The organism is Pseudomonas sp. GZD-222, assembly GCF_049310525.1.
GTDB lineage: Bacteria > Pseudomonadota > Gammaproteobacteria > Pseudomonadales > Pseudomonadaceae > Aquipseudomonas.
In genome coordinates this window covers 42,967-61,041 of the sequence record NZ_JBMOWO010000069.1, presented here as the reverse complement: position 1 = coordinate 61,041, position 18,075 = coordinate 42,967, and the positions used below count along the sequence as shown (strand labels likewise).

At 60.6% G+C, this 18,075-nt stretch carries 15 protein-coding genes and 1 pseudogene; 5 read left to right on the top strand and 11 right to left on the bottom strand.

Going from position 1 to position 18,075, the window contains the following annotated elements; translation table 11 throughout:
- Positions 1-224 precede the first annotated feature (224 nt).
- From ACO6VD_RS12620 to ACO6VD_RS12595, 6 genes and pseudogenes are all read right to left on the bottom strand, one after another.
- A complete protein-coding gene (locus tag ACO6VD_RS12620; protein ID WP_422419451.1) occupies positions 225-956 on the bottom strand; it encodes an anti-sigma factor in 732 nt (243 codons plus the stop codon).
- Positions 953-1,519, bottom strand: a complete 567-nt coding sequence (locus ACO6VD_RS12615; protein ID WP_422419631.1) for a sigma-70 family RNA polymerase sigma factor — start codon at positions 1,517-1,519, stop codon at positions 953-955. Before ACO6VD_RS12615 ends, ACO6VD_RS12620 begins: the two co-directional genes overlap by 4 nt.
- A 105-nt stretch (positions 1,520-1,624) precedes the next feature.
- Positions 1,625-2,167, bottom strand: a pseudogene (locus ACO6VD_RS12610) (DUF3455 domain-containing protein).
- Positions 2,168-2,290: 123 nt separating this feature from the next.
- Positions 2,291-4,834 carry a TonB-dependent siderophore receptor gene (locus ACO6VD_RS12605; RefSeq protein WP_422419450.1) on the bottom strand — a complete coding sequence of 848 codons (2,544 nt, stop codon included), beginning with the start codon at positions 4,832-4,834 and terminating at the stop codon, positions 2,291-2,293.
- A gap of 97 nt (positions 4,835-4,931) precedes the next feature.
- Positions 4,932-5,873, bottom strand: coding sequence for a FecR domain-containing protein (locus ACO6VD_RS12600; protein ID WP_422419449.1), 942 nt, complete (start codon positions 5,871-5,873; stop codon positions 4,932-4,934).
- Positions 5,870-6,391, bottom strand: a complete 522-nt coding sequence (locus tag ACO6VD_RS12595; RefSeq protein ID WP_422419448.1) for a sigma-70 family RNA polymerase sigma factor — start codon at positions 6,389-6,391, stop codon at positions 5,870-5,872. Before ACO6VD_RS12595 ends, ACO6VD_RS12600 begins: the two co-directional genes overlap by 4 nt.
- Before the next feature lie 346 nt (positions 6,392-6,737).
- On the opposite strand from ACO6VD_RS12595, the gene ACO6VD_RS12590 reads away from it, so the two are divergent.
- Entirely contained in the window at positions 6,738-8,360 is a 1,623-nt protein-coding gene (locus ACO6VD_RS12590; RefSeq protein ID WP_422419447.1) for a methyl-accepting chemotaxis protein, read from the top strand.
- Positions 8,361-8,449: 89 nt separating this feature from the next.
- Here ACO6VD_RS12590 and ACO6VD_RS12585 read toward each other — a convergent pair whose 3' ends face one another.
- From ACO6VD_RS12585 to ACO6VD_RS12570, 4 genes are all read right to left on the bottom strand, one after another.
- The gene (locus ACO6VD_RS12585) at positions 8,450-8,893 is read right to left on the bottom strand and encodes a hypothetical protein (RefSeq protein WP_422419445.1); all 444 of its coding nucleotides are present in this window, start codon (positions 8,891-8,893) and stop codon (positions 8,450-8,452) included.
- Positions 8,894-9,036: 143 nt separating this feature from the next.
- Positions 9,037-9,195: a DUF2986 domain-containing protein gene (locus ACO6VD_RS12580; RefSeq protein ID WP_400172050.1), complete on the bottom strand. Its 159-nt coding sequence runs from the start codon at positions 9,193-9,195 to the stop codon at positions 9,037-9,039.
- Between the two features lie 185 nt (positions 9,196-9,380).
- On the bottom strand, positions 9,381-9,728 hold the full coding sequence (locus ACO6VD_RS12575; RefSeq protein WP_400172051.1) for a cupin domain-containing protein: 348 nt from the start codon (positions 9,726-9,728) through the stop codon (positions 9,381-9,383).
- 9 nt (positions 9,729-9,737) lie between these two features.
- Positions 9,738-11,144 (bottom strand): NAD(P)/FAD-dependent oxidoreductase, encoded by a 1,407-nt coding sequence (locus tag ACO6VD_RS12570; protein WP_422419629.1) that lies wholly within the window; start codon positions 11,142-11,144, stop codon positions 9,738-9,740.
- A 279-nt stretch (positions 11,145-11,423) separates the two neighbouring features.
- On the opposite strand from ACO6VD_RS12570, the gene ACO6VD_RS12565 reads away from it, so the two are divergent.
- From ACO6VD_RS12565 to ACO6VD_RS12555, 3 genes are read left to right on the top strand one after another with little or no spacing between them, the layout of a single operon-like run.
- Positions 11,424-11,771: a RidA family protein gene (locus ACO6VD_RS12565; protein WP_400172052.1), complete on the top strand. Its 348-nt coding sequence runs from the start codon at positions 11,424-11,426 to the stop codon at positions 11,769-11,771.
- A gap of 40 nt (positions 11,772-11,811) precedes the next feature.
- Positions 11,812-12,756, top strand: a complete 945-nt coding sequence (locus ACO6VD_RS12560) for a D-2-hydroxyacid dehydrogenase (protein ID WP_400172053.1) — start codon at positions 11,812-11,814, stop codon at positions 12,754-12,756.
- 38 nt (positions 12,757-12,794) lie between these two features.
- Positions 12,795-14,096, top strand: a complete 1,302-nt coding sequence (locus ACO6VD_RS12555) for an MFS transporter (protein WP_422419443.1) — start codon at positions 12,795-12,797, stop codon at positions 14,094-14,096.
- A gap of 1 nt (position 14,097) precedes the next feature.
- Here the strand turns inward: ACO6VD_RS12555 and ACO6VD_RS12550 are convergent, their stop codons facing one another.
- Positions 14,098-15,126, bottom strand: a complete 1,029-nt coding sequence (locus tag ACO6VD_RS12550; RefSeq protein ID WP_422419441.1) for a GlxA family transcriptional regulator — start codon at positions 15,124-15,126, stop codon at positions 14,098-14,100.
- A 193-nt stretch (positions 15,127-15,319) separates the two neighbouring features.
- On the opposite strand from ACO6VD_RS12550, the gene ACO6VD_RS12545 reads away from it, so the two are divergent.
- Positions 15,320-18,043, top strand: coding sequence for a cation-transporting P-type ATPase (locus ACO6VD_RS12545; RefSeq protein ID WP_422419439.1), 2,724 nt, complete (start codon positions 15,320-15,322; stop codon positions 18,041-18,043).
- The last annotated feature ends 32 nt before the right edge of the window (positions 18,044-18,075 follow it).

Sequence of the window (18,075 nt, the reverse complement as noted above, 5' to 3'; positions counted from 1 at the left end):
TGCCAAGCGGTAGCTCAATAGTCACCGACGCTTCAACCGGCCGCTTGGGTGTAGCGACATGCTCAGTGTCCGCAGTCCTCAAACAGAGGCGGTTCGGGGTACGCATGGGCGGTGTTCCGCGTGGGTGCTGGGTCGGAGTCTGAAAACTCGGAAAATATGATTTCCAGCAGCATGATCAAAACAATAAGCGCCTGGCATCAGACCAGACATATTTGGTGTAGTGGTCAGATCACTTTGACGGCCCTGCCGATGAACTGCACCGGCCCCGTGGGTTTACCGGTCTGCGATCCTGTGGGGCTTTCCAGCGTCAGTTCAAACAGCTGATTGGGTTGCAGCGGCGGCAATTTATCCAGAGGGATAGAAAGCGTTTGTCCGGGTTTGACCAATCCAAGGGATACCGGTCCTTGCCAGTTGTCGGCCTTGGTCCAGAACTCAAGTGCTTTGTCGGCCGGCACTTGTGTTACCCCTAAGGGTATCAGCTGGATTTCCCTTGGGCTGCTCGCCTGAATCACCCAGCCGGGCGCCTGGTTCTGTGGCGCCACCAGAACGACCAGGTAGGTGATCGGCTTCACCTGAGTGGTTTGGCTCAGGAGGGCGGTTGCGAGCAACAGCGATGCGACCAGACCTATCGCCGCCAGCCCACGCCATAGCGCCAGACGGGTCCACCATGAACTCGGCGGTGCGGCGGCCGTTGTTCGTGGCGTTTGTCGCTCGATGCTGTTCAAGCTGCGCTCGATACGCGCCCAGAGGCGTGGCGTAGGGGAGTGCGCTTCAACCAGCTCGGTCAACGGGTACAAGCGCTGTTCCCATGCATCTACAGCCGCTCGTAGTTCAATGTCGTGGGCCAGACGCTTTTGCACTTCGATGCGCTGCTCGGCCTGCAGGGTGCCCAGCACATACTCACCGGCCAGCTCGTCAATGTCGTCCGGACTTTCATCGTGTGGGCTCTCGGTCATCCCATGCACTCCCGCAATGCCACCAGACTGCGTTTGATCCAGGCTTTGACCGTCCCCAGCGGAGTACCCAGTTTCTCTGCGATTTGTGCATGCGAATAGCCGTCGACATAGGCATGAAGAATGCAGTTGCGACGTGCCGGCTCCAGTTGTTCAAGGCAGGTAAAAATACGCCCTGAATGGCCGCGATAATCGTAGGTGTCCGCAGTCTCCAGGGATGCCTCCCTAGCGGCTGAAGCGTGCAGCGCCGTTTCGCTCTGCTCACTGACCTGCACCTCCCTGGCGCCATCACGGATGAAATTGAGCGCCAGATGCCGCGTCACGCTGAAGATCCAGCCACGCGCAGAGCCTCGCGCCGGATTGAAACTGGCGGCGCGAGTCCAGATCCTGATAAAGGCGTCGTGCACGATGTCTTCGGCCAGGGCGCTGTCACCCGCGATGCGCCTGGCGACACCCAGAAGACGAGGACTTTCCTGCTCATATAAATCCCGCAGTGCCTGCTGGTCGCCTTTGGCGCAGGCCATCAGGCAGGCTTCATAGTCAAAACCGGACTCGGGCAAGGACAATTTTTCCGCCGTCAGCACGTGGAAAACCCCTGAACGTACAGCCGGGGTTCGATCAGAGCAGCGTAGACGACTTTGTGCGCTGTCAGGCTGCTCTGAATCGTCGACTTAATTGGCTGTCCAGAAAATATAGTCAGCCTGATATTTGACCATCTCCTGTTTGCCCTTGTTTGCAGTGGAGCATTCGCTACTGGGGGCTACGCCGCCTTTGACGGCCAGCCGCTGGATGTAACTGACACCGTTCATAGCGCCTTTGCCTTCAGCAGGGTTGGCCTTGACCAGTTGATAGGGGAGGTCGCCGGTGCCGGAGGGGGCAACAGCCAGTTGCGTCCCGGTGACTTTCGAGCCGTCTTTGGCTTGCCAGGTGGCAGGCGGTCCAAAGTAGGTGCCGAGCTATTTGCCGCTACGATCATTGAGCACAGCCTTGGGCCCGACAAACACCCATTCGGTCTGCCCGGCGGCGTTGGCTTTGTCGCGGCACTCATAGGAGATTTCGCCCACGCCTACGGCTTCCAGTACGGTCTTGTGGCCGTCCGGAACCTTGATGCTGTCGGGCAGATTTGCTTGTCCATAGGCCGCAGGGATCATGAGTGACAAACAGGTGGCAGCCAGCGAAGTGCTGGTAATGCAGAGGAGTCGTATGGCGTTCATGCAAGTCTCTCCAGAAGGGTAATCAGCTCAGCAGCATGATGGCTGCTACCTGTACTACCCGCTGGAGGACGATCTGGATGCACTGACTTGAAAAATATCAGTGCAGCAGGGCTTCAGGGCCGGTCAGTAAGTCGCACGTACAGTGAGGGTGAAGTTGCGCGGGTCGCCGTAGAAGTTGCCGTTGGCGGAGGTGCCGACGGTCTGGTAGTACTTCTTGTCGAAAATATTGTTGGCATTGACGATGGCCGACCAGTGTTTGTCGATCTGGTACTCCAGGCTCGAATTCCAGATGGCGTAGCCGGCCTGGACAAACTTGAAGGCCTCGGCGGCGCCGTCGTACTGACCGCTGGCCGGGTTGAAGGCGTTCACCGTACCCGCGCGGCCGTTGCTGCTCTGCGCGGTAACACCCATGCCGAGCTTCCATTTTTCCAGCTCGCCCGGCAGGCGGTAGGTGCTCCACAGTTTGAACAGGTGCTTGGGCGTGACCGCCGAATAGATGGCGCGGGTTTCATCGTTGGCCTTGTCGACGGTGTGGTTGTAGGTGTAGCCGGCGAACAGCTCGAGCCCGGTCAGTACTTCACCGCTGATCTCGGCGTCGAAGCCCTCACTGACCACTTCACCCTGGTTCAGGAAGCAGCAGTTGTATGCGCCGTAACTCTGCGGGAAGCGCGGGTCCTGGATGGCGGCGTCTTGCTGCTCGATACGGTAGATCGCGAAGCTGCTGTTGACCTTGTCATCGAAGATCAGGCCCTTGAGACCAATCTCATAGCTCTTCGAGGTGGCGGCGCTCAGTGCCTGGTTCGGGTAGGCCTGCTGCAGGAACTGCGGCTTGTAGGTCTCGGCGTAGCTGAGGTAAGTGGTCCATTGCGGTGTCAGGTCGAAGGTCAGCCCGGCATAAGGGGTGGTCACGCCTTGTTCCTTGAACCGACGGTGGTAGGGCGCAGGGTCGTCGAGCACGTTGCCGAAGTCGTCAAAGAAGACTTCCACGTCACGGTATTTGTAGGTGGCCACGCGGGCGCCGAGAATCAACCTGGTGCTGTCGCTCAGGGACAGGCGGGTCATGCCGTAGTAGCCGTACTTCTCGGTGGTGTTGTCGTCGGTCTTGTTCGGCAGGCTGCCCAGGTCGGCCGGGCGTTCGAAGTCGAAGATGTTGATCGGGATGAAGTTGTCGTTGCCCCAGCGCTGCACGGTATAGCCTTCGGCATGGGAGTAATCGGCGCCCAGCAGCAGGTCGTGACGCAGGTCGAAGAGGTCGAAGCCGCCCTTGACGTAGCTGTTGATGCCCTTGCGCTCCAGGCCGGTTTTGGCCGGGTAGTGCAGCCACCTCGGGCCTTGCAGGGTGATGGGGTCGACCGCGCCGTTGGCAAACAGGGAGTTGGCGTCGCGGTCCATGTCCATATAGGTCAGGTCGGTGGTCCAGGTCCAGTCTTCGTTGAAGGTGTGGTCGAGCTTGAGGTACGCCTGTTTGGTTTTCTCGTGCACGGTGTCCCAGGTGGTGACGAACGCGGTGTCGCGCGACAGGCCGATGTCTTCACCGTTCTTGTAGCGGGGCAGGCCGCCGAAGTTGGAGATGCCTTCGCCTTCCTGGTAGCTGCCACCGACGGTAAGCAAGGTATCCGGGCTCAGGTCGAACTCCAGCGAGCCGTAGAACAGGTGTTTCTCCATGTTGGCCACGTCATAGAAAAACTGGTTGTTCTGGTAGGCCATGCCCAGGCGGCCACGGATGTTGCCGGTCTGGGTGAGCGGCCCGGTGACGTCGAGTTCGCTGCGGTAGGTGTCCCAACTGCCGGCAGACGCGGAGAACTTGAGCTGGTTATGGTCCAGCGCCCGTTTGCGCACCAGGTTGATGGTGCCGCCCGGGTTACCGCCGCCGGAGTAGAGGCCGTCGATTCCACGGAGGAACTCGACATGGTCGTATTGGGCCAGATCCAGCTGACTGATCGAGCCGTAGCCGGAGATCGAGGTGTCCATCGGCGCGCCACCATCGAACTGAATGTTCGAGACTGCGAAGCCACGGGAGTAGAAGTTGGTGTCGTTGCCCAGCGACGAGCCGGAGGCGCCGTTTTTCTGCAGGGTGACGCCGGTGGTCTTGTCCAGTGCATCGGTCAGGGTGGTGAGGTGCTGATCCTCGATGCGTTGGCGGGTGACCACCGACACCGAGTGGGGAACTTCCTTGATCGACTGGGCGATCTTGCTGCCGACGCTGATGGCACCGGTGGTGTAGGAGTCGCTGTTCTCGGTCATGGCGCCGAGCCCCGTGGCATTGATGCTGGTTGCGCCCAACTCAAGCACCGTGTCCTGGGGCTGTGGCAACAGCACGTAGTCGCCGCTACTGCTGCGGACTACCTTGAGGTCGCTACTGCCGAGCAACTGCGCGAAACCTTGCTCGATGCTGTAGGTGCCCTGCAGGCCGGCGCTGTGCCTGCCCTGGGTGAGTTCGGCGCCGAACGACAGCACCACCCCGGCTTCGCTGGCAAACCGGCTGAGCACCGCGCCGAGTGGACCGGCAGCGATCGAATAGGTGCGTGTCGCTTCTTCGGCATGGGCATGGCCTTGCTTGCTCAGGAGAGGGTGGACAAGTCCTGCCTGGACGATCAATGCAGTGCTGAACAGGGCGACTGCGAGTGGCTTTGCGGGATAAGCAGGACGAGAGGCGCGGCGTGGCATGGATGACTCCTTCAAATGCCTTGAGGCGGTTTGCAGGAGGGGTCGAACGAAACCGGAAAACCGACAATGCTAATGAGAATTTTTTTTAATTGATTGTTTAGCCAAGGCCGCGGACCCTGACCCAATAGCGGGTGCGCGTCTCGATACGCACCGGCAGCACCTGGGCAATGGCTGCCAGTGCGCGGGTGGTGTCGTCCAGCGGGTAGGCACCGGAAAGACGCAGGTGGGCAATGTCGTCCGCGCACTCGATGAAACCCGGGCGATAGCGTTGCAGCTCGTTCAGCACCCGCTTCAGCGGCCAATTGTCGATCACCAGGCTGCCATTGACCCATTCGGCCCGATTGGGATCGAGTGTTTGAGCTGTCGGCAGCGGACCATAACCGAAGCGCAGGCTCATGCCGGCCTCAACCCGCAGTGGCGCTGCATGCGCTTGATTGCGCACCGCGACAGCCTGCTCGATGACGTCAAGTTGCGTCAGCTCGTCCAGCTGCCGCACGCTGAATCGAGTGCCCAGTGCACGCATTTCTCCGTGCTTGCTGCGTACGCTGAGCGGGCGCGGATCCTTGCCGGTTGCCAGCATGATTTCCCCGGCACGCAAGATGATCAGGCGTTGATTCGCTTCATAGCGGATGTCCACGGCGGTGGCGGTGTTGAGCGTCAGCCGCGTGCCGTCTTGCAGCAGCAGATCACGTCGCTCGCCAGTGGCGGTGCGTTCATCGGCCAGCCACAGCGGGGTTTGTCGATAGCCCGTCCAGGCAAGCCCGGACAAACCGAGGCCCAGCACCATACCTTTGAGCACAGTGCGCCGACCAGGTACGAGCGGCGCTGTCGCCAAGGTTCGCTGCGCCAGCGCAGCAGGTACACCACTGAGTTCTGTGTGGAAGGCCTCCAGGCGTTGCCAGGCCCATTGATTGACGGCGTCATGCTGTTGCCATGCCTGCCATTGCTGCCGGGTTGTCTGGCATTCTGGATCTGCGCCAAGGCGCGCGTACCACTGCGCCGCGTCACGCAGCGCCTGCCGCTGTCTGGGCGCAGTCATGCATCGGCGTCCAGCGCGAACAGCAGGCAACGTTCAGTTGCTTTGGCCACGTACTTGGTGACCGAGCTGACCGAGACGTCCAGGCGCACGGCGATTTCGGCATAGCTCAAGCCCTCGAGATGAGCGAGGAACAGGGCCTGACGGACTTTGTAGTTGAGGCCGTCGAGCATGGCATCGAGCTGTAGCAGGGTTTCCAGCATGAGCAGGCGCTCTTGCGGTGATGCCTCCGACAGTTCCGGCTCCTGCGCGAGTGCCTGCAGGTAAGCCTGTTCCAGGCTGCGTCTGCGCAGGTGATCGACCATCACCCGTTTGGCCACGGTCGCGAGGAAACTGCGTGGCTCACGCAAGGGATGGGCGACGGTGCTGGCAAGCAGGCGCACGAACGTATCGTGGGTGATATCCGCCGCACGTTCCTGATCATGCAGCCGCCGCTTCAGCCACCCTCGTAGCCAACCGCTGTGGTCGCGATACAGGCAATGCATAGCGTGCGATGAAGACGCAGGTGGAGTTTTGTACACCCAAGTGATCCTGAAAAGCGTTGCAGATATGAATGAGTTTGAATCTTAGTCGTATTGGTGGCCAAAGGAAACTGCAGCGAACGGGGATCGCGCGCTTGCGGCCAGTGCCATCCATCGCCAATGCGCTGCTCGTCATGAAAGGAGAAGCACCTGTCGTGGGATGAAAAGCCGGTCACATAAAAATCACGTAGAAAACCAGTCGCTAACTACACCTGTTCAACCCACTTAGGGGGGGGTTATTCACCCTCGCTTTAAGTAATAGTTCGATCACTTTCCAGCAATTGGCTTCACAGGACGGAACGCTGATGGCTGATGCCGACTGCTTAAAACCTATAAGAAGAAAAGTATGCTCAGAAATATTAGTATTGCCTCGCGTGCGTCCATTGGTTTCAGCCTGGTGGTGGCGTTAACCACACTGTTAGGGGTATTCGCGCTTTATAAGTTGGAAGCTATGCGGGAAAGTACCCGGCAAATAAGTGACGATTGGCTGCCGGGCGTCATGATCTTGAGTCACGGCGCGCAAAACGTTCAGCGTATCCGCGCCTTGACCCTGCGCATCATGATAAGCCGTGACCCGATGAGCCTTGAACAGAACTACCGCAAGATCGACGCGCTCAAGGCCGAAACTCGCGACGCGATGGAGCAGTACGAAAAAACCATCCTCGTCGATGAAGACCGGGCGATGTATCAGCGCTTCCAGGCCGCCGAAGCGGCCTATATGTCACTTCAGGCGAAAGTAATCGACTTATCGCGCAAAGATAGACTCGACGAAGCCAGGGACATTATCAACGGTGAGATGAATCCGCGTGCCGATGCGCTGAGCAAGGCACTCGCCGACTTGATTGAACTAAATAACCGCGGCGCCAATGGCGCAGCCGCCAACAGCGTTGAAGTGTTTCAAAGTGCTCGTAGCGGTGTTATCGGGGCGTTATTACTTGTCGCGCTGGCGTCCTGCGTTGTGGCAATTGGCTTGATCCGCAGTATCGTCCTGCCGCTGCGTCAATCGGTGCAACTGGCCGAGACGGTGGCAACCGGCAATCTCACCACACGCATTGTGCTGACTGGCAACGATGAGCCCGCGCGTTTGATGGGCGCATTGGCCACCATGCAGAGCAACCTGCGCGACACCATCATGTCTATCGCCGAATCGTCCAATCAACTGGCGTCGGCAGCCGAAGAGTTGAGTGCCGTTACTGAAGATGCCTGTCGTGGGTTGCATCAGCAAAATGGCGAGATCGAGCAGGCAGCCACTGCGGTCAACGAAATGACCAGTGCCGCGGAAGATGTAGCCCGCAACGCCACCTCCACAGCCGATGCCACACGTACCTCCGACCTGACTGCACAGCAAGGCCGGCAGCAAGTCTTGCGCACTGTCGAGGCGATTGCCGAACTTGCCAGCGGCGTAACGGCAACCGCCGGTGAGGTAGAAAATCTGGCCGAGCGGGTACGCGACATCAGCCAGGTGGTCGATGTCATTCGCTCGGTGGCCGAGCAAACCAATCTACTGGCACTCAATGCGGCCATTGAAGCCGCCAGGGCGGGTGAGGCAGGTCGTGGTTTTGCCGTGGTTGCCGATGAAGTTCGCAGCCTGGCGCACCGTACCCAGAGTTCGACCCAGGAAATCGAGCAACTGGTCACGGCCATTGAAGGCGGCACGGTGCTGGCAGTCAATGCGATGAAAGGCAGTAACACCCGCGCGCGCGACACGCTGGAAGTGGCCCACGCAGCGGGGCAGGCCCTTGATCAGATTGCCTCCTCGTTCACCCAGATCAATGAACGCAACCTGGTAATTGCCAGCGCTGCCGAGCAGCAGGCGCAAGTCGCCCGGGAGGTGGATGGCAATCTCACCACAATCCGTGATCTGGCTGCGCAGACCGCCGCCGGTGCAACACAAACCACCGCAGCCAGCCAGGAACTGTCGCGCCTGGCTGTGTCGCTCAACGGTCTGGTATCGAAATTTTCGGTTTAACCCACGACGATCGCAAGGTGCTGGAGGCGTCACCGTGGCCTGGGGACACTGCACTGGCCACGGTTCCCAACAGCCTGCTTGATTGGCCCTTAGCCCGCGTGGATGTTGCCGCAGAACAGCGCGCGGCTGCCGTCTGCCGGGTTGCTGCGAACGAGCAGGGCATAGTCACCCTTGGTCAGTTCGCTCAGTGCCACCTGCGCTTGCGCCCAGAGCTTGGTACGTGGCGCCATCGAGGGATAATCGACGCTATTGGCCTGACGGGTTTCGTACGCCGGTTGTGCGCCCAGGTGCTGGCAAGAGCCCGCGTAAATGGCGCTGACCAGGCGGCTTGGAACTGCCAGGTCGTGGGGTACGCCACCGACGGTGAGCATGATGCCGGTGTGATCGCCCACCGAACTGAGGGTGGCTCGAGCGATATGCGTTGCGTTTTGCGGGGTAGCATCGAGGGGGACATCGACAATTTCGGTTCTGCTCGCGCACGCCGAAATTGCCCCTACCGCCACTACCAACGCCAGACAAGATGCTCTGTTCATCACAGATCTCCTGATACCTGATAAGAGGTGCGTTGATTGATCCCCCCTGTGAAGTCTAGTGGCCAGCTCGGGGCGCGGGATCTGGCTGATGGGTGGTCATCGATGGCGATCGGGCACAGTGCTCCGCACCTGAGCCTGGCTGCTCACTCAGCAGGTGTGTTGGCGTCGGGGCTGGATTCAGCTTCCAGTTTCAAGCGGTCTGCTTTGCTGATGTATTTAGGCTTGTTTTTCGGTGCCAGTTTGGCGCTGGCCTTTTTCGCGTGCGCCTTCAGCAACTGCTTGATCTTCTTTTGACGATTCATTTTTTGCTCGGGTGGTTAATGCTTCAATGATACCAGCTTAAAACCAGTGTCCCATACGCTAAGGCATGGTGACCGTTCCTTGGCAAAAAATGAGTATTGGATTTGCGGCTGCTGCGCAGCCCGTCGCCGGCCGCGTCAGCTCCCACAAGAATTGAGGCCAACCTTGAAGGGTCAGCCAGTCAGGGTCAGCCGAGAATGAAGTAGGTCTTGCGCACTTTCTCGATGATCTCCCACTCACCATGGGTGTTGGCGGCAAAGTACAGCGAGTCGCCTGCCTTGAAATGCACGGTTTCGCCGCCTTCCGGGGTGAAACTGCCTGTGCCTTCGATGATGTAGCTGAACTCGGCTTGCATCACCCCGCGGCGCAAGCGACCCGGCGAGCATTCCCAGAAGCCGCTGGAGACGTTTTGCCCGGCGATGTCATGGTGTACCGCGGTGCGCGTCATCGGCACCGGTTCGCCGACGGGCAAGCCCGCAGGCTCCGGTGCGGAGAATTGGGCTTCGTTTTCAAGACGGATCAGAACAGGGGACATGGCGTTTCCTCAGGATTTGTCTTCAAGACCAGCAGGGGCAAAACCGGCCATCAGTACGTCGAGCCGGTTTGCCTTGTTATTGCTCAGTTCCGCGCGTTCCTTACGCAGGACTGAACCTCGGACCATGGCGCCACCCAGGTAGCGCACCGGCTCCGGTGGGAAGGCTTTGCAGCGGCGGCCGACCAGCGCGCAGCTGCTCCATTGATCTTTTCTGCCCAGTGCGAGGCTGGCCAGAATGCGCCCGCCAAGGCGGCTCGGGCCGACGCCGTTGCCGCTCCAGCCAATACCGTAATGAATGTTGTCGCAGCCGGTGATGTGGTTGAACACAGGCAGGCTGTCGTAGGTGCGATCTATCGGGCCAGACCAAGAATGAGTGACCTCGACATCGGCGAGCATGGGGTAGGTGCGCCGCAGGTCGGCGGTGGTCAGGCCGATGCCCTCGGCGTCTTCACTGAACACCTTGCCCATGCGCGAACCGTAGGACAGCGCGCCGGTACCCTTGCCAAAAGCAATCCGGCCATCGGCGGTGGTGCGGTAGTAGTCGACCAGCAATTGGGAGTCAGTGATGGCTTCGGCACCGCTCCAGCCCATGCTCTGCAGGCGTTCGCCAAGAGGTTGGGTGACGACGATGGAGCTGCCGACCGGAACGAACAGCTTCGCCAGTTCCGGGATGGCGGCCGACCAGGCGTTGGTGGCCAGTACTACATTGCCTGCCGTGACCTGGCCTTTGGCGGTCACGATCTGCACCGGGCGCCCCGGGCGAATTTCGCTGACCGCGGTATTTTCATGAATCTCGACGCCGGCGTTGATCGCCACCTTGCGCATGCCGCGCACCAGCGCTGCCGGTTGCACGGTGGCATTGCTGCGCTCGAACACACCGGCCAGGTGCACATCGGAGCCGGTGCGACGAGCCACTTCCTGGCGTGACAGACGTTCGAAAGGTTCGGCACCGACGCGCTTGCAGGCTGCCAGGGTGCCGTTCCAGGCGTCGATATGCGCTTCGCAGGTGGCGGTCCATAGCCAGCCCTTTTGGGTGAAGGCCGCGTCAATCTTGTGTTGTTGGCAAAACTCGCCCAGCTCGCTGATGGCCCGCTCAGCACTCCTGGCCAGAAACAGCGCCTGCTCGGGAGGGCAAAATGCGCTGAGCGACTGGATTTTCGGCCACCACGACATCACGAAACCGCCATTGCGCCCCGAGGCGCCGCCACCGCACACGTCCTGCTCCAGCACCATGACCCTGCAATCGGGCTCGTGCTCCTTGATGGTCAACGCCGTCCACAAGCCGACGAAGCCGCCGCCGACAATGACGATATCCGCCGAATGGATGCCTTGCAGAGAAGGCGAGGGCTGCAATGAAGGCTCGGCGCACTGCATCCAGAAGCTGCGCTTCAACGGCGCTACCGCGGGGAATTTCATCGGGGTGCTCGTGCGTTGCACGGTCTGGCCCACAGTCATCGAGGTCATGGTGATCTCCAGGGCATTTGTTTTTATGCCGTCGAAGCTATCGCCAGAATTGTAAAAAAACAACAGTAATTTTTACTGAGAGAAAATATTCTCAAGATTTCTTAATTTTGCAGATTTCTCCTGTTTATCGTCATTTTCTTCCTAGCCACCTGCCCGCGAGTGGCCACAGACTTTTCGCCGATGTCCGTCCGCAACCGTACAGCCCCCATAACAATGACAAGAGAGGTTGGCGTGAACCTACAACGATTGGGCGGTAACGCCCGCTATAGCCAATGCGTCATCAGCGCCGACAGGATCGAAACCGCCGGCATCGTCGCCCGTGATGGGCACCAGGGCATTACTGCCCAGACCCACGACGTGCTGCAGCAACTGGAAGCCATTCTGGCCATGGCCCAGGTCGACAAATCCCACCTCACCCGTGTGCAGATCTGGCTCGCCGACATGGCCGACTTCGACGCCATGAACGAGGTCTACGACGCCTGGGTCGATCGCGCCAACCCGCCGGCGCGTGCCTGCGTCGGCGCGGCGCTGGCCGACAGCCGATACCGCCTGGAAATCCAGGCGTGCGCCGTCAGCTGAAGCAAAAAACAACAACAATAGATGCCCTCAGGAGGTGTCCATGCTGCATGACGTCGTTTTCCTCGACCGTGACGGCTTTGCCGAAAGTGTGCTGATCAAGGAACTGCCTTTTCCCCACCGCTGGACTGCTTATGACTACACCGCACCCGAACAGATGGTCGAACGGCTGACGGGCGCGACCATCGCCATCACCAGCGGCGTGCCGATCACGGTGCAGCAACTGGAACAGTTACCGGCGTTGCAGATGATTTCCCTGGCCATGACCGGCACCGACGTGGTCGATCTCGATTACTGCCGGCAACGCGGTATTCAGGTCAGCAACGTGCCTGGTTACGGCACCCACGCGGTGGCCGAACATGCGCTGGCGATGATTTTCGAGTTGTTGCGCAACGTCGGCCGTTATCACCAGTTGCTGATGGACGTTCGTGCGGGAAGACGTGCGCTGAACAGCACCTATTTCGACTACCCGATCCGCGACATTCGCGGCAAGGTGCTCGGCATCATCGGTCATGGTCCCATCGCTCAGCGTTTGGCAGAACTGGCTGCGCGCCTGGAGATGGACGTCTATTTCTTCGATCGTGATGGCCACTACCAGGGTGAGCGCTACCTGTCGCTGGAGCAGTTGCTGCGCCGTAGCGACGTGGTCTCGATCAATTGCCCGCTGACTGCACAAACCCGTCACATGATCGGCCGTGAGCAGTTCAGCTGGATGAAGCATGACGCGGTGCTGATCAACACCGCACGCGGCGCCGTGATCAACGAGCCCGATCTGATCCATGCCCTGGAAACCGGGCAGATTGGTGGCGCGGCGCTTGATGTGCTGAGCAACGAGCCGATCACCCTCGACGAACCGTTGCTGCAGCTGGCCGCCAGCCACAACCTGATTCTCAATCCACACATCGCCTGGAGCAGTGCCGAGGCCACCCAAGGGCTGATGGATTCAGCGTTGGACAACGTTAGCGCATTCGTTTCGCACGCATCCTGATCACCGATCCCCCCAATAAAAACAACAAGAGGTAGGTCATGCAAAACGTCGACATAGCCAGTACCCGTTCGTTCGATGAATCTCCCGTTCGGCCCCTGCACATCAAGGCGGCCATCGGTGGTGTCGGTGGCCAGTTCTGTGACGGCTACGTGCTCGGCATCATCGGTATCGCCATCAGTCTGGCGACCACGCCGCTGGGCCTGGATGCACTGTCGCTGGGCCTGCTCGGCGGCGCCGCGCTGATCGGCCTGTTCCTCGGCAGCCTGCTGACCGGGCCGATCGCCGACCGCTTTGGCCGCAAGCACATCTACCGTTGGAACATGGCGCTGTTTTGCGTTGTCTCCGTGGCGCAGTTCTTCGCCCAGAACGCCGAACAACTTCTGGTGCTACGCCTGCTGCTCGGGTTTGCCCTGGGTTCGGATTTCGTTGTCGGCGTATCGCTGGTCGCAGAATTGGTGCCGCGGCGTTTCCGCGGGCCGTTGCTGGCGCTGATGGCCGTGGCCTGGACCCTCGGCTTCACCGTGTCCTACATCATCGGCTACGTCATGCAATCCATGGGCGACGATGCCTGGCGCTGGATCCTGTTCAGCAGCGCGGTGCCTTCGCTGTTGGTGCTGCTGGTGCGTCAAGGCACGCCGGAGTCACCGTTGTGGTTGATGAAAAAAGGCCGCGAGCGGGAAGCGCGCGAGGTGATCGAGCGCCTCGGTGGTGGTGAGTTGCCGACGGTCGAGAAGGGCGTGGCGAAAGCCTCCTGGAGCCAGTTGTTCAGCCGCCAGCATCGGCGCAACACCCTGGTCGGCGCGGTGTTCTACACCTGCCAGGTGATCCCTTACTTCGCCATGAGCACCTTCATCCCGCGCATATTTTCAGCGCTGAAGGTCGAAGACAGTTACACCGGCGGCCTGGTCTACAACATCTTCCTGCTGGCCGGTTCGGTTGTCGGTCTGATGCTGATCAACCTGCTGACGCGCCGGGCGTTCCTGATCGGCACCTTTACCATCAACGCCATCGCGCTGTTCGTGCTGGCAACCTGGAGCGGAATGCCGGCGGTCTATGTGGTTGGGGTGTTCGCCGTGTTCGCTTTTGTCATGGCCGGCTCCGGGGTGCTGGAGTTTGCCTACACATCCGAGTTGTTCCCCACCGAGTTGCGTGCATCCGGTGTTGGCCTGTCGGTGGCGGCCAGCCGCATCGGCGCAGCGTCCTGCACCTTCCTGTTGCCGGTGGTGATGGAGCGTTTCGGTACGTCGGTGGCCATTGGTACCTGTGTGGCCGCTTTGGTCATCGGTGCGGTGGTCTGTCTGCTCTGGGCGCCGGAAACCAACCCGCGCTACGTACGCTGACTTACGGCTTTACCAGCCGTTCGGCTTGATGGCGGATCTTGCGAAACAGGTGCGGCGTCTCGCCATAGAACTTGCGAAATTGCTGGATGAAGTGCGAAGCGTCGGAAAAACCCGTGGCGTAGGCAATCTGCGTCACGTGCAGGCTGGTGTCGCTGAGCAGCTTGCGCGCCTGCTGCAAGCGCAGTTTGCGCCAGTACTGGGCGGGTGGCTGGTCGGTGTTGAGCAGAAATGCGCGATGCAACTGGCGTTCACTGCAATCCAGGCTGATGGCCAGCTCTTTGAGCGTGCAGTGGCTGTCCAGATGCTTGCGCATGTAGTCGATGGCGCGCTGCACCAGCGGGTCCTGGTAGACATGGGCGACTTCGGAGCTAGTGCTGCGCTGGACTTCATCGTCATCCACCAGCAAGTACTCCAGGCCTTTCTGCGCCCGGCGTTTGCCGCAATGACGGCTGATGATCTCTGCCGCCAGTTCGAACGCCGTACCGCCCGGGCAGGTGAAGATGCCGTTGTCTTCCACGTAGGCCTTGTCGACGACGATCTGGGTCTCGGGGAACAGTGCCGCAAACTCATCCCGCACCGTGAAGTGCACCGCGCAGCGCCGGCCTTTGAGCACACCCGCCAGGCCCAGGGTGAAATAGGACGCACACAGCGCGATGATCGGTACCTTGCGCTGGTGCAGTCGATGGATGTAGTCGAGCAGTGCGGGGGCAGGGTTCATGACCCCGGATAACAGCCCACCGGCGAGCACCACATAGTCGTAGTGGGCATCCGGGTCCAGGCGTTTGGTCGGGGCGATGGGCAGGCCACAGCTGGCGCTGACCGGCTCGCCGCTGACACTCAGCCAGTCCCATTGGCAGAGGATCTGGCGGCTGTCGAACGAGCGGTCCGCAGCAAAGCGCAAGGAGTCGACGAAACCGGCCACCGGCGTCAGAGTGAACTGATCGATGAGCACGAAGGCAACCCGCAGGTCGGGCTTGAGGTGCTCGGTCGGGGTATCGTGCGGGGCTTCGAAATGGCTCTGGGTTTTCACGGTACTGCTCAGGCTATGCAGGACGAAAACGATCCTACCCCGAGCCTTTGAACAAGTACATCGTCGGCCTTTTTCCGGCGCTGTCCTGAGCTGTCCGTGGGCAGAGTCCGGCACTGCTGATCTGCATCAAGTACCCCTGATGCTCAGCGCGCAAAATTGGCCTCCACCTCAGCAACAACGCCGGGAGGACGCTATGGGGTCATTGCAAGCGCAAACGCGCAGCACCACCAGCAGCACCGAACAGCCTTGGTACCGCAAAAGCGCAGCACAAACCATGGCCGACCTGCAAAGCAGCGTGACCGGTCTGGCCCCTGAAGAGGCCAGGGCGCGACTACAGCGTCTGGGGCCCAATGCGCTACCCGCCAAAGCCGTCGAGCCGATCTGGTTGCGGTTTGCCCGGCACTTCAACGATGTGCTCATCTACATTCTGCTGGCGGCCGCCCTGGCCACGGCGTTGATGGGGCACTGGACCGATACCCTGGTGATCATCACGGTGGCGCTGATCAACGCCGCTATTGGTTTCTTTCAGGAGAACAAGGCCGAGAAGTCCCTGGCTGCTTTGCGCGGGATGCTCAGCAGCAGCGCGCGCGTCGTGCGCAATGGCCAGAAGCTGGAAATCGATGCCAGCGAGCTGGTGCCGGGCGACATTGTGGTGTTGCGCCCCGGTGACAAGATTCCTGCCGATGTGCGCCTGTTCGAAGTGCACCAGCTGCAGGTGGAAGAGTCGATGCTCACCGGTGAGTCACTCACCGTTGCCAAGCAGACCGAAGCACTGGACCACGAGGCGCAACTGGCGGACCGGAGCAATCTGGCCTTTTCCGGTACCAGCGTCAGCGCCGGTAATGCCAAGGGTGTAGTGATCGAGACGGGCACCGCCACTGAACTGGGCAAGATCAACCACATGATCGCCACGGTGGACGAGACCGAGACGCCCTTGCTGCGCCAGATCGCACACCTGGGCAAGCGTATCTTCCAGCTGATCGTCGGCATGATGGTCTTGCTGTTCATCATCGGTTTCTTCTGGCACGACTATCCGCTGGGCGAACTGTCGCTGTCGCTGATCAGCCTGGCGGTGGCGGCGGTACCGGAGGGGCTGCCGGCGATTGTGTCGATCATTCTCTCGCTCGGTGTGCAGCGCATGGCGCGCAACAAGGCGATCATCCGCAAGTTGCCGACAGTGGAAACCCTGGGCGCGATGAACGTGATCTGCTCAGACAAGACCGGCACCCTGACCATGAACGAGATGACGGTGAAACACGTGCTGACCGCCAACAAATTCTACGGTGTGGGCGGGGAAAGCTACGAACCCCGGGGGCGCATCACCCTGGCCGGCGCGACCGAAGCGCTGGACTGGGCTGCGCACCCGAACCTGGCAGCCTTCATCCGCGCCGTCGATATCTGTAATGACAGCAGTCTGCAACGCGATGAAGAAGGGCGTTGGACGGTGATCGGCGGGCCTACCGAAGGTGCGCTCAAGGTGCTCGCGCGCAAGGCCGACCTGGCGCCGGTGGAGGTACGGCGCCTGGGCAAGATTCCGTTCGATTCGGCTTATAAGTACATGGCGCGACGCTGCGATGTGGAGGGCGAAAGCCTGATCTACCTGAAAGGCGCCCCTGATGTATTGTTGAACATGTGTGAGCAGCAACTGGGCGCGGACGGCCCCGAGCCGCTGGATCGTGGGTACTGGGAGCGCGAGATGGGCCACATCGCCGAGCACGGCCTGCGCATGCTGGCGGCGGCTTATCGGCCGGTCAGTGGCACGGGTGGCGAAATTGATCACGCGGACCTGCGTCAGGGCATGGTGTTCCTGGGTGTGGCCGGGCTGATGGACCCACCGCGGCCCGAGGCGATCGAGGCCATCGCCATGTGCAAGCAGGCAGGCATTCAGGTCAAGATGATCACCGGCGACCACCCGGACACGGCCGTCGCCATCGCGCGCATGCTGGGCATGGGCAACGACTTGCGGGCCATGACCGGCAAAGAGCTGGAGCAGACCGACGACACCGCGCTGAAGGCGCTGGCCATGCACTATTCGGTGTTCGCCCGTACCAGCCCGGAGCACAAGTTGCGCCTGGTACGTGCGCTTCAGGCCAACGGCCAGGTGGTGGGCATGACCGGTGACGGCGTCAACGACGCCCCGGCGCTGAAGCAGGCCGACGTCGGCATCGCCATGGGCATCAAGGGCACCGAGGTGACCAAGGAAGCGGCCGACATGGTGCTCACCGACGACAACTTCTCGACCATCGCCAATGCCGTGCGCGAAGGGCGCCGGGTCTACGACAACCTGAAAAAAACCGTGCTGTTCATCCTGCCGACCAACATGGCCCAGGGGCTGTTGATCGTCATGGCGTTGCTGGTTGGCGCGGTGGTGCCGCTGTCACCCTTGCAGATCCTGTGGATGAACATGGCTACCTCCACCACCTTGTCTTTCGCCCTGGCCTTTGAGCCCGGCGAGCCGGGGATGATGCGCCGCTCACCGAGGAAAGCCGGCGAGTCGATTCTCAACGCCTATGCGGTGTGGAGGGTATTGTTCGTGGGCTGCCTGCTGACGGCGGCGGCTTTCCTGCTGGAGGCGTGGATGGTCGCCGACGGTCAGGACACCGACCATATCCGCACGATGATTCTGCATACCCTGGTCACCGCGCAGTGGGCTTATCTGTTCAACTGCCGCCTGCAGGATCAGTTCTCGTTGAACATGGCGTTACTGCGCAACGGTGCGTTGCTCACGGTCACACTTGGCTTGATCTTGCTGCAGTGCCTGATATCCTACGCGCCCTTCATGCAGACGGCGTTCCATACCGTGCCACTGTCATTCAGTAACTGGATGCTGGCATTGGGTATTGGCGTACTGGTTTTCTTCGCAGTCGAACTCGAGAAACTGGTGGTGCGCCGTTGGAAGGCGAGCAACAGAACATAGCCATTTTTTGCACACCCTGTTGTTGCAGGGTG

What these genes read in the sequence shown, in the direction of transcription:
- ACO6VD_RS12620 (WP_422419451.1), bottom strand. Translation starts at nt 956, where the DNA reads ATGACCGAGAGCCCACACGATGAAAGTCCGGACGACATTGACGAGCTG.
- ACO6VD_RS12590 (WP_422419447.1), top strand. Translation starts at nt 6,738, where the DNA reads ATGCTCAGAAATATTAGTATTGCCTCGCGTGCGTCCATTGGTTTCAGC.
- ACO6VD_RS12605 (WP_422419450.1), bottom strand. Translation starts at nt 4,834, where the DNA reads ATGCCACGCCGCGCCTCTCGTCCTGCTTATCCCGCAAAGCCACTCGCA.
- ACO6VD_RS12600 (WP_422419449.1), bottom strand. Translation starts at nt 5,873, where the DNA reads ATGACTGCGCCCAGACAGCGGCAGGCGCTGCGTGACGCGGCGCAGTGG.
- ACO6VD_RS12555 (WP_422419443.1), top strand. Translation starts at nt 12,795, where the DNA reads ATGCAAAACGTCGACATAGCCAGTACCCGTTCGTTCGATGAATCTCCC.
- ACO6VD_RS12570 (WP_422419629.1), bottom strand. Translation starts at nt 11,144, where the DNA reads ATGAAATTCCCCGCGGTAGCGCCGTTGAAGCGCAGCTTCTGGATGCAG.
- ACO6VD_RS12585 (WP_422419445.1), bottom strand. Translation starts at nt 8,893, where the DNA reads ATGAACAGAGCATCTTGTCTGGCGTTGGTAGTGGCGGTAGGGGCAATT.
- ACO6VD_RS12575 (WP_400172051.1), bottom strand. Translation starts at nt 9,728, where the DNA reads ATGTCCCCTGTTCTGATCCGTCTTGAAAACGAAGCCCAATTCTCCGCA.
- ACO6VD_RS12545 (WP_422419439.1), top strand. Translation starts at nt 15,320, where the DNA reads ATGGGGTCATTGCAAGCGCAAACGCGCAGCACCACCAGCAGCACCGAA.
- ACO6VD_RS12580 (WP_400172050.1), bottom strand. Translation starts at nt 9,195, where the DNA reads ATGAATCGTCAAAAGAAGATCAAGCAGTTGCTGAAGGCGCACGCGAAA.
- ACO6VD_RS12560 (WP_400172053.1), top strand. Translation starts at nt 11,812, where the DNA reads ATGCTGCATGACGTCGTTTTCCTCGACCGTGACGGCTTTGCCGAAAGT.